General features: G+C 71.6%; 9 protein-coding genes. All 9 read right to left on the reverse strand.

All coding sequences use genetic code 11. The features are described 5' to 3' along the window. On the reverse strand, positions 1-3,191 hold a 3,191-nt coding region (locus tag ACWDVB_RS23510), incomplete at its 3' end, for an amino acid adenylation domain-containing protein (RefSeq protein ID WP_451519410.1). 214 nt (positions 3,192-3,405) lie between these two features. Then, positions 3,406-4,716 (reverse strand): sensor histidine kinase, encoded by a 1,311-nt coding sequence (locus tag ACWDVB_RS23515; protein WP_451519411.1) that lies wholly within the window; start codon positions 4,714-4,716, stop codon positions 3,406-3,408. Positions 4,717-4,928: 212 nt separating this feature from the next. Then, a complete protein-coding gene (locus tag ACWDVB_RS23520) occupies positions 4,929-7,076 on the reverse strand; it encodes an ABC transporter ATP-binding protein (protein ID WP_451519425.1) in 2,148 nt (715 codons plus the stop codon). A 47-nt stretch (positions 7,077-7,123) separates the two neighbouring features. Further along, positions 7,124-7,348 (reverse strand): MbtH family protein, encoded by a 225-nt coding sequence (locus ACWDVB_RS23525; RefSeq protein WP_451519412.1) that lies wholly within the window; start codon positions 7,346-7,348, stop codon positions 7,124-7,126. A 98-nt stretch (positions 7,349-7,446) separates the two neighbouring features. Continuing rightward, positions 7,447-8,256, reverse strand: coding sequence for an alpha/beta fold hydrolase (locus ACWDVB_RS23530; RefSeq protein WP_451519413.1), 810 nt, complete (start codon positions 8,254-8,256; stop codon positions 7,447-7,449). 10 nt (positions 8,257-8,266) lie between these two features. Beyond that, a complete protein-coding gene (dpgC, locus tag ACWDVB_RS23535) occupies positions 8,267-9,541 on the reverse strand; it encodes a (3,5-dihydroxyphenyl)acetyl-CoA 1,2-dioxygenase DpgC (RefSeq protein WP_451519426.1) in 1,275 nt (424 codons plus the stop codon). Positions 9,542-9,630: 89 nt separating this feature from the next. After that, complete coding sequence (gene dpgB, locus ACWDVB_RS23540) at positions 9,631-10,317, reverse strand: enoyl-CoA-hydratase DpgB (protein ID WP_451519414.1); 687 nt, start codon at positions 10,315-10,317, stop codon at positions 9,631-9,633. 46 nt (positions 10,318-10,363) lie between these two features. Then, a complete protein-coding gene (dpgA, locus tag ACWDVB_RS23545) occupies positions 10,364-11,416 on the reverse strand; it encodes a 3,5-dihydroxyphenylacetyl-CoA synthase DpgA (RefSeq protein ID WP_451519427.1) in 1,053 nt (350 codons plus the stop codon). Between the two features lie 151 nt (positions 11,417-11,567). Continuing rightward, positions 11,568-13,961, reverse strand: coding sequence for an aminotransferase class I/II-fold pyridoxal phosphate-dependent enzyme (locus tag ACWDVB_RS23550; protein WP_451519415.1), 2,394 nt, complete (start codon positions 13,959-13,961; stop codon positions 11,568-11,570). Between the last annotated feature and the right edge of the window lie 79 nt (positions 13,962-14,040).

The raw sequence follows: 14,040 nt of genomic DNA on the forward strand, positions 1-14,040 counted from the left end.
CCCCCCTCACCCTCACGCACCAACCGCGCCAAACCCGCCACCGTCGGCGCACCGAACAACTCCCCGATCCCCACCTCCACATCAAGCACCGCACGCACACGCGCCACCAGCCGCATCCCCAGCAGCGAATCCCCACCCAGGTCGAAGAACGACACATCGGCGCCGACCCGCCCCAGGCCGAGGACCTCGCCGAACAGCCCCCACAGCACTTCCTCCACGGGCGTCGCGGGCGCACGGCCACTTCCCGCGCCCATGAAGCCCATGAAGTCGGGCGACGGCAGGGCGGCCCGGTCGAGCTTCCCGTTCACGGTCAGGGGCAGCGCGTCCAGGACCAGTACCGCCGACGGGACCATGTACTCCGGGAGCGCCCTCGCCACGTGGTCCCGCAGCAGCCGGGGGTCCGCGCCCCGCTGCCCGTCGGGTACGACGTAGCCGATCAGCCGCTTGTCCCCGCCGGGGCCACCAGGGCCACCAGGGCCGCCGAGGCCGTCGTCCTGGCGGGCCACCACCACGACCGCCTGAGCCACCGATTCGTGCCCGGCGAGGACCGCCTCGACCTCGCCCGGCTCCACCCGGAACCCGCGGACCTTCACCTGCTCGTCCGCACGCCCGACGAACGACAGCTCGCCATCGGCCGTCCACCGCACCAGGTCACCGGTGCGATACATCCGCCCGCCGGCACCGAACGGGCACGCCACGAACCGCTCCGCCGTCAGCCCCGAGCGCCCCAGATAGCCGCGTGCCAGACCCGCCCCCGCCACATACAGCTCACCCACCACACCGGCCGGGACCGGCTGGAGAGCCGCGTCCAGCACGTAGACCCGACGGTTGGCCAGCGGGCGGCCGATCGGCAGCACCGGAGTGCTCGCCGCACCCACCGGCACCACATGCCACGTCGCGCACAGCGTGATCTCCGTCGGCCCGTACAGATGGCGCACCGTCACCTCCGGGCACGCCTCCCGCACCCGCGCCACCGCACCGGCCGGCACCACATCACCGCCCGTCAGCACCTCGCCGAGGCCGGTGAAGCACTCCGGGGACTCCTCCGCGAGCACCCGGAACATCCCCGCCGTGACATGCAGCGCCGACACACCGTCCGCGATCGCCGCGCGGACCCGTGCCGCGTCCACCACACCCGGTCCGGCGATCACCACACGGCCCCCCGCGACCAGCGGCACCCACACCTCGAACAGCGACACGTCGAAGGCGTGCGGGGCGTGCATCAGCACCGTGTCGCCCGCGCCCACCGACCAGCCCGAGTCGGAACTCACCAGCGCCGCCACTCCCCCGTGCTCCACCGCCACGCCTTTCGGCACCCCCGACGAGCCCGACGTGTACATCACGTACGCCAGGTCCTCCGCGCCCACCGGGACCGCGGGGCCGTCGATCCGGCACGCGGCGACGGCTGCCCGTACCCGGGGGTCGTCGAGGACCACCGGCTGCGCGTGGGTGTCCGCGGGGATCGCGTCCCGGTACGCCTCGGTGCAGAGCACCGCCGCCGGTTCCGAGTCGGCCAGCAGGAACGTCACCCGCTCGGCCGGATACTCCACGTCCACCGGCACGAACGCCGCGCCCGCCCGCCACACCCCCAGCAGGGCGACGATCAGGTCCGCGGAGCGCTCCATCACCACCGCGACCCGATCCCCGCGCCGCACTCCGACAGCCGCCAGGTATGACGCGAGCCGGCCGGACGCCGCGTCCAACTCCCCGTACGTCAGGGCCTGTTCGCCGTCGGCGACCGCTACCGCGTCCATGGACCAGCCGAGCTGGCGGGCCAGCAACGCGGGCACCGAGTCCGCGGCCGGCGGCCGCCGGGTGGCGTACCCGCCCTCCACCAGCGCGTCACGCTCGGTCCCGGCCACCGCCTCGACGCGGCCCACCGGCACCGACGGGTCCTTCACCGCCTTCTCCAGGAACGTCAGGAACGACCGGTGTGCCGCCCGGAGCCAGTCACGGTTGTGGAGCGCGGGGTTGGCTTCGAAGGTGACCCGCATGCCCTCGTCCTCGGACCAGCCGCTCACCAGCACGCCGAAGTCCTCGACCCGTCGGCTCGACAGGTCACGGACGATGCCCCGGTACTCGCCGAACCGCAGAATCTCGCCGGCCATCGGCATGACGTTGACGGAGGGGCCGAAGTGCCATCGGTCGCCCACCGGCCAGTTGAGTTCGCGGCGCAGCCGCTCTCCTCGGAAGGCCTGGTGGTCGAGGAGGCCGCCGATCTCGCGCCCCGCCTCCCGCGCCAGGTCCACGAGGCTCATACCGGCGGCCACGGGCAGCCGGAGGGGAAGCATGTTCGCCATCGTGCAGGGGGTCCGTCGCGCCTGGTCGCTCACGCGGCCGGAGACCGGGAGGCTCAGGACGGCCTCGTCCGATCCGGTCAACCGGCCCGTGAAGGCGGCGACCGCCGCGACGACGAGCCGGGGCCAGCTCACCTCGGCACGGGCAGCCGCCGCGCGCAGGGCCTCGACGGTGGAAGGCGGCAGGTGGCCCGTCTCGCGCAGGACCTCGCGCGCGTTCTCGGGCCGTGCGGCCGGACCGGGGCCGTGTCCGGGGACGGTGACCAGGCCCGGACGGTCGGCGAAATGGTCGAGCCAGTACCGCCGGTCGAGGGCATACCGCTCCGAGGCGCGGTACGCGGACTCCTCCTCAAGGAGGTCGCCAAGCGAGGCGTGTCCGGCCGGTTCCGGGGACCGCCCGCGCAGCATCGCCGAGTAGACGTCCGCGAAGCGACGAGCCACGAGGGAACATCCGAAGGCGTCCATCAGCAGGTGGTCGTAGCGCTGGAACCAGATGTGCCGGTCGGGAGCCAGCCGGAACAGGACGTAGGAGAAGGGGTGACCGGCGTGCGGGCCCGTCTCCTGGCGCAGTTCCGCCCGCATCCACTCTTCGGCAGCCGTCGGGGAATCGTCGACGTCGCCGAGATCTCCGAAATCGACGAGATCTCCGAGATCGACGTAGTGCAGAAGAGGGGAGGGGGGATTCTGCGGGGCGGTGACTTGTGAGACCTTGTCGCCGTCTTCCACGAATCGCACCTGGAGGATTTCCGTTTCGGCGACCACCTGCCGCAACGCCCGCTCGAATACCTGCTCGTCAATCCGTCCCGATATCTCGACGTACTGGCCGACGCTGTACATCCGACGGGAGCCCTCCACGCGCTGCGCCAGCCAGATCCCTTCCTGGGAATCGAACAAGGGCAGAGTGCGACCAGCTTTGCCGTTCATCTTTCCCCCTCGCCGAGCGATCCGCCGCGTCGGCTATTTCATTACCGAGCCGTCCAACCGCACGCTTTGCGCACTTGGACACAGGGCAGGCGCATGAACAAGCGCGGTGAATTCGATGCTATGCCCGACAGGGGAATTGAGGCGAGCGTCCGCGGTGACGGCGGGGGGGCACCCGGAGGCGGGGTCACCCGGAGGCGGAGCCGCCCGCGGCCGTCACGGAGGCGGCCTGGGGCAGGCGATGCCCCCCACCGTTCTGCTGGTGCCGGGTCTGCTGGCGTTCCGCCGCCTGCAGCGGGAAGGCGACCTCCACGACGAGCCCGCCCCCCGACCGGGCGTGCGCGTTCAGGGTCGCGCCGTGGGCCGCCGCGATGGAGCGCACGATGGACAGGCCGAGGCCGTGGTGGCCGTCGCCCGCGGTGCGGTCGAGCCGCTGGAACGGCTCGAACAGCCGGCTCACCCGGTCCGGCGGAATCCGGTTGCCGGAATTGGCCACCCGGACGACGGCGCTGTCGCCCTCGACGCGGGTGACGACCTTCACCCACCCGTCGGGCACGTTGTAACCGATGGCGTTGTCGATGAGGTTGGCCACCAGGCGTTCGACCAGCGCCCGGTCGCCCCAGGTGCCCGCGGCCTCGGTCGCCGCGTCCATCCGCAGCCCTCGCCGCTCCGCCTGCTCGCGGCAGCCGAGCACCGCCTTCCTCGCCAGCTCCGCCAGCTCCAACGGCTCCCGGCGGTCCAGGCCGCGTTCGCTGCTGGACAAGGTCAGCAGCGACTCCAGGAGCCGTGCCTGCTGCTCGCTCAGGACCAGCAGCCGTTCGAAGTTGGACCGGAAGGACTCGACGGTGGCGTCGCGGTCGATCAGCGACTCCTCAAGGAGCGCGTGTTCGACGGTCAGTGGAGTACGCAGTTCATGCGCGGCATTGGCCACGAAGCGTTTGTGGGAGTCCAACGCCCCTTCCAGCCGGCCGAGCAGCCCGTCGACCGTGTCGGCCAGGCCCTTCAGCTCGTCGCCGGGGCCCTCGACGGCCAGCCGTTGGTGCACGTTGTGGGCGGAGATCCGCTGGATGGTGGAGGTCATCGTGCGCAGCGGCCGCAGCACCCGGCCCGCGACGAACCAGCCGAGGCCGATCGCGATCACCGACATGATCGCCAGTGCGACGCCGGACTCGATCAGCAGGCGGCTCATCTCCAGCTCGTGCTGGCGCATCGCCTGCTGGCGCCGGGCCTCGGCGACGCTGTCCAGCGCGGCCGACGTGCTGCCCGTATACATGTGGACGCCGTCCGGCGCGGGTGTGCCGGACCCGCCGCGGCTGAAGAGGTACATGCCGTTGGAGCGGCTGACCAGCAGATAGGTGATCGTCAGCAGGACGGCGCCGGACACGACGAACAGCGAACCGTACAGCAGTGTGAGCCGCATGCGGACCCGCTTGGGCAGGAGACGGGAGGCCGCCCAGGCCCGGAGCCTGGCCGCGCGGGGCGAGCTGGGCAGACGCATCGGCATCTCACATCACATCGTCAAGTCCGGTACCCACAACGGGCGATGGTCTCGTCGTGACCGACGGCACCGCCGCGGCCCCGCATGAAGCGCATTCGCCGTCCAGGCTACCGGCGCGCACCGCCCTCAGGAGGGCTGTTCGCGGCAGCACGGCATCCGCGGCGCGGAGAGCGCGTCGCGGATGCCGTGATCCGTGCGGTGAGCGGGTGGGCTCATCCGTGGCCCGGGGGTGGTGGGCCCCCATGGGGACCACCCGGCGGACCGCCTGGGCCGGGGCCGGGGCCCGGGCCACCTGGGCCAGGACCTGGTGCGTAGTAGACCCCCGGGGGCTGCGGACCCTGGAAGGCACCGGGCGGCCCAGCGACCGTCATGGGGCCGCCGGGACCGCCGGGACCACCGGGGCCGCCGTTGATGACGCGGCCGGGGCCCTGCGGTCCACCGACCGGCTCGGGCACCGGCGCGTCGCCGTTCTTGGACGGCTGGCGGGAGAACTGCGTGCGGTACAGCTCCGCGTAGAGCCCGTTCAGCTCCATCAGTTCCTCGTGCGTGCCGCGTTCCTGGACGCGGCCCTTGTCGACGACCAGGATCTGGTCGGCGTCCCGGATGGTGGAGAGCCGGTGGGCGATCACGAGTGAGGTCCGCCCGCGCAGCGCGGTCTTCAGGGCCAGCTGCAGGGCCGCTTCGGACTCGGAGTCCAGATGTGCGGTGGCCTCGTCGAGTACGACGATGGGCGGGGCCTTGAGCAGCAGGCGGGCCATGGCCACGCGCTGTTTCTCACCGCCGGAGAACCGGTAGCCGCGGTCTCCGACGACGGTGTCGAAGCCGTCGGGGAGCGATTCGATCAGGCCCCAGATCTGTGCCGCCTTGCACGCGTCGATCAGTTCCTGCTCGGTGGCGTCGGGTCGCGCGTAGGTCAGGTTGTCGCGGATGGTCGCGTGGAAGAGGTGCGCGTCCTGGGTGACCATGCCGACGGTGTCGTTCAGCGACTGGAGCGTGACGTCGCGGAGGTCGTGGCCGCCGATCCTGATGGCGCCCTCGACCGGGTCGTACAGCCGCGGCACCAGGTGGGTGATCGTCGTCTTGCCGGCTCCGGACGGGCCGACCAGCGCGGTGAGTTTGCCCGCGGGCGCGGTGAAGGTCAGGTCGCTCAGGGTCCAGGTGTTCTGCGTGCGTTCCTGCATGGGCAGGGCGATGGACTCCAGCGAGGCGAGCGAGACGTCGGCGGCCCTCGGGTAGCGGAAGGACACCCCGTCGAACTCGATCTCCGGCGCCCCTCCGTCGCCGCCCGTGGCGGGCAGGGGCACGGCGCCCGGCTTCTCGGAGATCAGCGGCTTGAGGTCGAGGATCTCGAAGAGCCGGTCGAAGCTGACGAGCGCGGTCAGTACGCTCGTCTGCGCGCCGGCGAGCTGGTTGATGGGCCCCATCAGCCGGGTGAGCAGGGTGGCCAGCGCCACCAGCGTGCCGATCTGGAAGGTGCCTTCGATGACGAGGCTGCCGCCCAGGCCGTAGACGAGCGCGGTGGCCAGCGAGCCGACCAGCATCATCGTCAGGAAGAGCATCTTTCCGTAGATGGCGGTCTGGACTCCGAGGTCGCGGCCCCTGGCGGCCAGCCGGGAGAACATGCCCGTCTCGCCCGCGGGACGGCCGTACAGCTTGGCCAGCAGGGCGCCGGTCACGTTGAAGCGCTCGCTCATGAACGAGCCGACCTCGGCGTTGACCTGCATGTGCTCCCGCATGATCCGCTGGAGCCGCCCGCCGACGAGCTTTCCGGGCAGGACGAACAGCGGGATGATCACCAGGGAGATCAGTGTGACCACCCAGGACAGATAGAACATCGTGATCAGTACGAGGATCAGCGTCAGCCCCGCGGAAGCCACCGTGGACAGCAGGGTCGTGACCGCCTGTTGGGCGCCGACCACATCGGTGTTCAGCCTGCTGACGAGCGACCCTGTCTGCGCGCGGGTGAAGAACGCCAGCGGCTGCCGCTGCACATGGTCGAAGATCTTGGTGCGGAGGTCGTAGATGAGCCCCTCGCTGATCCGGCCCGAGTACCAGGCCTCCGCGAACCCGAGCGCCGTGCTCAGCAGTGCGATGCCGGCGACCGCGACGGAGATCCACACGACCACCGAGGTGTTGCGCTCGACGATGCCGTTGTCGATGAGGTACATGAACAGGATGGGCGTGGCCACCACATTGATCGCGTTGAGCGCGGTGATGGCCAGGAGGAGCACGATGTTGAGCCGATACGGTTTTGTGTAGGGGATGACGCGTTTCGCCGTGCCGGGCTTGATTCGCTGTTTGGTCACCGGCTCGTCCGGCCCCATACCGCTCATTATCACCGGCCCCGGGCCACCGATCATGGCCACGAAAACCTCCTGTTTTCGTTGTCGTTGTGATCTGGGCGCGTCTAACCGGCGGCTTCGTACTTGTCCATCTCGTCGATGAGGCTCTTGGGACGGATGTCCGTCCAGTTCTCCTCTATGTACTCCAGGCAGGCCTTGCGCGTGTCTTCGCCGAAGACGGTCTTCCAACCGGTCGGCACTTCCGCGAAGGAAGGCCAGAGCGAATGCTGGTTCTCGTCGTTGACGAGAACCAGGAAGGTGCCGTTTTCGTCGTCGAACGGGTTCGGCATGACCACTCCGATCAATTTCCGTAGGATGTGTTTCACGCTAGCCGGGCCCCTGCGGGCCGACAAGGCCGTCCAGTAAATGCGTGACGGGTGGGCGGAATTCACGGCCTTCGGCCGGCGAAGAAGTCGGTGATCACCGAATTCACGGCGGCGGGCCTCTCCAGATATCCGTAGTGGCCGCAGCCGGGGATCTCGGCATGGTCGCTGCCCGGAATGCTGTCGGCGACCTCGCGGGACAGCCGCGGGCGGATGACCAGGTCGTCCTGGAAACCGATGACCAGGCACGGCCGGCTGATCCGCCGGTACGCGTCGAGGCGGTCCGGGATGAGCTGGAGCCCGAGCTGGCCGCGTACGCCCGTCAGGTCCACGGCCGACATCTCGAACACGGCGAGCCAGTCCCGCAGCCGCTCCTCGTCGTTGAGGGTGCGCGGCGAGAGGTTCTGGAGGGCCTGCACATAGGCCGCGAAGCGGGGCGGCAACTTTCCGTAGCCGTCGGCGAGTTCGAGGTCGGCGGCCGTCATGGCGGCGGTCAGGGCGTCCGTTCGTCCGCTGGTCGCCATCAGGACGGCCCGGTGTACGAGTTCGGGGCGGGCCAGGAGCAGTTCCTGGACGGCGATCGCGCCCAGGGAGTATCCGACGACCCGGCACGCGCCCGCGTCCAGGTGTTCGATGAGGCGCGCGATGTCCGCCGCCATGTCGGCGAGGGTGAATCCCTCGGGGCAGGGGTCGCTGGGCGGGATGCCCCGGTTGTCGAGCGTGATCACCCGGTAGCCCGCCCGTGTCAGGGCGGGCACCTGGTGGGTGCGCCACATCCGGCCGGGCGCGCCGGTGCCGGTGACCATGACGACCGGCTCTCCGGTGCCGTACTCCTCGTAGGAGAGTTGGATTCCGTCCGTCCGGACGATCGGCATGAGGGTCCCTTCAGCCTGCGGCGAACCGGCCGACCTTGTCGATGACGTCCTGGCCGTAGATCCGCAGTGCCTGCTGGAGCGCGAACTCCGCCATGTAGGCGCGGAACGCGTCCGGCGGCTCCTCGGCGAGGTTGAGCATGCGGCGGTTGGCGAGCACCGCGGCGCCGTCGAGCCGTGCCAGGGCGCGCTCGACGGCGGCGTCCATCTCCTCGGGTTCCACGACCTCGTCGACCAGGAGCCGGGCCGCGGGTTCGGCCGCCCGGATCCTGCGGCCTTCGAGGATGACCTGCCGGGCGAAGCGGGGGCCCACGTACCGGCCGAACCGAAAGTTGGCGACGCCGGGGATGATGCCCTCCTTGGCCGCGGGCAGGCTGAGGTAGGCGTCGGAGGCGGCGAGCACGTGGTCGCAGACCAGCAGGACCTGGGCGCCGCCGCCGATGGCGAAGCCGTCCACGGCGGCGACCCAGGGCTTCTCCACGCGGGGCGAGTGCCACTGGCCTGGGTGGTCGGTGAGCACGCCGCGGACGAGCTTGTGGAGGTAGCCGAGTTCGCGCCGCAGCAGGAAGCCGACCAGCGGGATGTCGCCGGAGCTGAGGCTCTTGAGGTTGATGCCGGCGCTGAACACGCGCCTGCCGCGGTGGCGCGGGTGGCTCATCTCGCCGCCGCGCAGCAGTCCGACCCGTACGGCCGGGTCGAGCAGGGCGAGGTCGACGGCGGTCTCCATGTCGTCGACCTGGCAGGTGTCCTCGGCGTTCAGCCGGTCGTCGCGGCACATGGTCAGCCGGGCCACGCCGTCGTCGCTCCGTTCGAGGCGCAGAGACTCCATCCGCACCACGCCGGTGGCGGTGAACTCGGCGAGCAGGTCGAGGGCGCGCCGCGTCGGGCGGAGCATGGCGTCGAGCAGGTGCGGGCCCGCGGTCGGCGAGCGGAGCACCGCCCGCAGGAAGATGCCCTGGTCGATCTCGTGCCCCTCCTTGGCGGCCTGGGGCCTGCTCCGCTCGGACGCGAGCCGGGCCTCGTCGGGCACCAGGCCGGGGAGCTCGGTGGCGGCGGCGTCGAGGAGTTCGTCGATCCGCAAGGACGCGGTGCGGCCGGTGGTCAGCCGGTCGTACACGGCGTCGGCGTACGTGTCGAGGAAGGCGGCCCGCAGCGCGCGGGCCGCGTCCTTGGCGGCGGTCATCCCGGCCCGCTCGCCGGGCGTGCGGGCGGGCGGCTCCGGCAGGGCCGCCGCCAGTTCCTCGACGCGGGCGACGGCTCCGGAGGAGGCGGACAGGGCCGACCAGATGTTCCTGACGTCGTCGCGCTTTGACGGCGCGGGCCGTGTGCGGGGCCCGGGCTGGCCGCCTGCCTCGGCGGTGGTGTGGTGGACGGTCGTCACGAGGCCGCCACCTCTTCGTCGGCCCCCTGGCGCAGGGCGCGGTCGCAGGCCGCGAGGTGTGCGCCGAGGGCGTCCTCGAAGCTGGTCGTCGCGGCGTCGAACAGCAACTGCCGCCGGATGGCCAGCTCTCTGCCGGACAGGCCGTCCGCCAGTCGCGCCGCGGCGCTCACGGCGCCCGCCGGATCGTCGGCCAGTTCGTCGACGATGCCCAGCGCCAGCGCCTCGGCGGCCTCGATCGGATGGCCGAACAGGACGGCCTTGCGGACCCGCGCCGCCCCGGCGAGCTGGACCAGGCGGTAGCCGGCCATGCCGGGCCAGGTGGCCGTGGCGTCGCGCGGCAGGAGGAACCGGGTGTCCGGGGCGGCCACGCGGAGGTCGGCGGCCAGGAACGCGTCGAGCGCGGTGCCGCCGCAGTCGCCGCGGGCCGCCGCGACCGTGGCCGTGGGCAGCCGTTCCAGGCGGCGCAGGGCGCGCTCCCACTTGGTGACCAGCATGACGTCGAGGCCGCCGGTCCAGTCGCCGGCCGGCGCCCCGGTGACGTGGAGGACCGCGATGCCATGGAGGACCGCGATGCCGTGGCCGTCCCGGTCCTCGGCCCGGTCGCAGAGGTCGGCGACGGCCTTGACGGCCGTGGCCGAGAGGGGCTCCGAGCCGTCCAACTTCAGCGCGCGCAGGGGCTTCATGGTTCCGTCCGTCCTCACCATGGGCTCGTCCTCCGTCGGCTCGTCCTCACCATCGGACCAGCGCCGTCTCGATCGTGGAGCCCGGGCCCATGGTCATGAGCACTCCGTACTCTCCGGGCCGGGCGGCCTCCTCTGCGAGGAGGCGTTCGTAGGAGAAGAGGAACGAGCCGCTGGACACATTCCCGTGGTCGCGCAGCACACCCACGGTGTGCCGCACGTCGTGGCGGGTCAGCCCGAGGTTGACCACGACGGCGTCGATGACCTTCTTGCCCCCGGAGTGCACCAGCCAGTGCCGGATGTCGCTCCTGCGCAGCCCGGTGCCGTCCAGCAGGCGGTCGACGACGATCTCGGCGTGCGCGCCCACGACGTAGGGGATCTGCGGGTCGAGGAAGAAGCTGAACCTGCCCTGGTCGCGGTCCCAGTCGTAGCGCATGGCGTCGACGGCTTCGGGGATGATGCAGCTGGCGAACTTCAGGACGGCCGGGCCCTCTTGCCGGTCCGGGCGCCGCTCGGGGCCCGGCTCGGCGCGGAGCGCGACGGCTGCCGCGCCGTCACCGAAGAGGCTGTTCACGACCGCCGTACGCATCGTCGAGTCCATCACGTACGCGGCCGAGCACGCCTCCACGCAGAGCACGACGGCGAGTTCGCCGGGGTGGGCCGCCGCCCAACCGGCTTCCACGCTCAGCGCGTTGAGCCCCGCGTTGCAGCCCATGCCGACGATGTCGGCCCTGCCGCAGTGCCGGTCGATGCCCAGTTCCCGTATCAGCAGGGCGCTGAGGCCCGGTGTGAGCAAGCCGGTGGAGGTCACGCAGCACAGGTGGCGCAGGTCGGAGAGTTCGGCTCCGGCGTTCTTCAGGCAGGCGCGCAGGGCCTCGCCGCCCATCTCCAGCGCCAGTGCCTTGTGCTTGTCGAGCAGGTCGCCCTGTGACTCGGGGACGCGGACGCCGTGGGCGTCCTCGGCGGGCAGCGTGAGGTTGCGCCGTTCGATGGCGCTGTTCAGGAAGACCGAACGGACCTTGGGGTCGGTGATGCCGAAGGCGTCGAGCACTTCCCGCTGGGAGTAGGAGGTGGCGCTCACGGCCGTGCCCACGCCGATCATCCAGATGTCGTCCAGGACCCCGGTCGGTGCCGTGTCGGTGGTCGGTGGTGCTGTGTCGGTAATCGGTGGTGCTGTGTCGATGGTCATCGGAAGGTCCACCCCCACATACGTGGCTTGCTGCGACGCGGTTCTCGCATGGCGCTGGTGCCGGTCACTGTGCTGTCCCCTCTGGTGTCGTGGTGCCGGGAATCCGGCTCTGCGCCTCGATGAAGCGCGCGAGCCGCGCGGTGCCCTCCGCGATCTGGGCGGGCGTCAGATAGCTGGTCGAGAGGCGGATTCCGTGGAGGCCGCCACCGCCGGGATGGAAGTACGTCATGGGCGTCCAGATGACGCCGTAGTCCTGCGCCGAGCGGATCAGCGCGGCGTTGTCGGCGCGGAACGGCACGCGCAGGGTGAGGAAGAAACCGCCGGTGGGTTCGTTCCAGCGGACGCCGAGGGCCTCGCGCCGGGCCCGCGGCAGGTGGCGGTCCAGTTCCCTGAGCGTGGCCCGCATGGCGTCGCCGTAGTAGGCGGCGGCCGCGGTGTTCAGCTCCGAGACACGTCCGTCCGCCGCGAGGAGCGCGCCCGCCACGGCGGCCTGGCTGAGCGACGAGGTGTTGACCGTCACCATGCTCTTGATCTTCGCGAGTTCGTCCGCGAGCAGCCCGGTGCGGCCCGCGTCGTCCAGGACGGGCTGGTCGGCGATGACGAAGCCGACCCGGGCGCCGGGGAACACCGTTTTCGAGTACGAGCCCAGGTGTACGACGGTGTGCGCGCGGTCCAGGGACTTCAGGGTCGGCAGCGGCCTGCCGGGGCTCACCAGACGGTAGGGGCTGTCCTCCAGTACGAGGATGCCGTGCCGGGCGGCGAGTGCGAGGAGTTCGGCGCGGGCGCGCGGGCCCATCGTGGTCCCTGACGGGTTGGAGTGGTCGGGTACGACGTAGAAGGCGCGGGGGCGGCGGCCGCGTGCCCGCTCGTCCCTGATCGCCGCTTCCAGGTCGGCGCAGGAGATCCCGTCCTCGCGTTCCTCGACGGCGGTGACCGCGATGTCCAGGAGCCGGGCCGCGCCGGTGATGCCCACGTAGCAGGGGCTGGAGACGAGGAGCACGTCGTCGGGTCCGGTGATGAGGGCGCGCAGCACGAGGAGCATCGCCTCCTGCGCGCCGACGGTCACCACGATGGACTCGGCCGGTACGTCGATGTTCTCGTCGGCGCGCAGCGAGTCGGCGATGATCTCCCGGATCTGGCCGGCGGTGGGCCCGTACTGGTACATGGCGGTGCGCACTTGCTGCGGCGAACTCCCCTGCTCCTCAAGGTGGTTCAGGTACCGGCGCAGGTGCGTGAAGATCTGCTCGCTGTCGAAGAAGCCGTCGTAGGGGCGCCCCGGCGCGAAGGAGATCGCTTCCGGGTAGCGGGAGGTGATCTCGTTGAGGAACGTCATCGTGTCCAGGACGGGGTCCGACACGCTGGCGTGCAGTTCGGTCTTCCGTAGCGGCCGCGCGGCCCGGGTCGGTGCCACGTCCGCCGGGCGCGGGCCGGTGCGGATCGCTTCGGGGCCGATCTCCGTGACCGTGGCGGCGCCGGTGAACGCCATGGCGTCGGCCAGCTCGCGGACGAGGCCGTCCAGCGCTTCCGTCACGCCCGCGCGCCCGCCCGCCCGGAGCCCGTCGAGGACCGGGCGGCCCGCGAAGACGGCGTCGGCGCCCGAGGCGACCGCGGCGAGGATGTCCGCGCCGCGGCGGACGCCGCCGCTCAGCAGCACGGGGCAGCGGCCCGCCACGGCCTCGGTGATCTCCGGGAGCGCGTCGAGGGCGGTGACGACGATGCCGTCGGCGCCGGTGTCGAGGGCGCGCCGCGCGTCGGCGGTGTTCCGGACGCCCGCGACGAGCAGCGGCAGTGCGGTGGCCGCGCGCAGCCATGCCACGTCGGACCAGCCGGTGCGGGCCTCGAGCAGCGTGCGTACGTCGTCGAAGGGGCCCGGCACGCCGAGGTCGGCGGGGGCGGCGACGCGCCTGGCGCGGACGTCGTCGCGGTCGCCGAGCGCGAGGAGCAGCGCCCCGAACCCGGCGTCCTCGGCCCGCCCGGCGAGGTGCCGTGCCGTCTCCCGGTCGCGGAACGCGTAGGTCCGCAGCCAGAGCGGGACGTCGGAGGCCGAGGCCAGCTCGGCGAACGTGCGCTCGGCGAAGGCGCTCACGACGGCGGGGAGCCCGGCCGCCGCGGCGGCCTTGACGACGGCGAGTTCGCCGCCGGGGCGCGCCGGGGCGTCGAGCGGGCCGACCACCAGCGGCGCCGACCAGCCGCGGTCGAGGATCTTCACGGTGGTCTCGGGCGGCCCGGCGCTCACCTTCCGCTCCGGTCGGCGCCGTTGACCCTCCCGGCTCTGTCGCAGGCCGATCCGGTCGAACGCGTCGAGGTTGGCGGCGGATACGTGGTCGGCCGTCGATGAATTGCCCGGCACGCAATCCGCGCCCTGGTGATCCCCGTGCGCGGAACGTGCAGGTTCGTCGGCGATCTGTTCCGCCATGAATTTCTCCCCGGCGTCCGGCAGTTGTCGTGAATTCGGCATCGGCGCTCAGAGTCACACAAATCCCGACGGTCCGACAGCGTCGTCCAACCGCCCGATTCGCGCACTTGGACATGACGGG

Source organism: Streptomyces sp. NPDC003379, assembly GCF_053589195.1.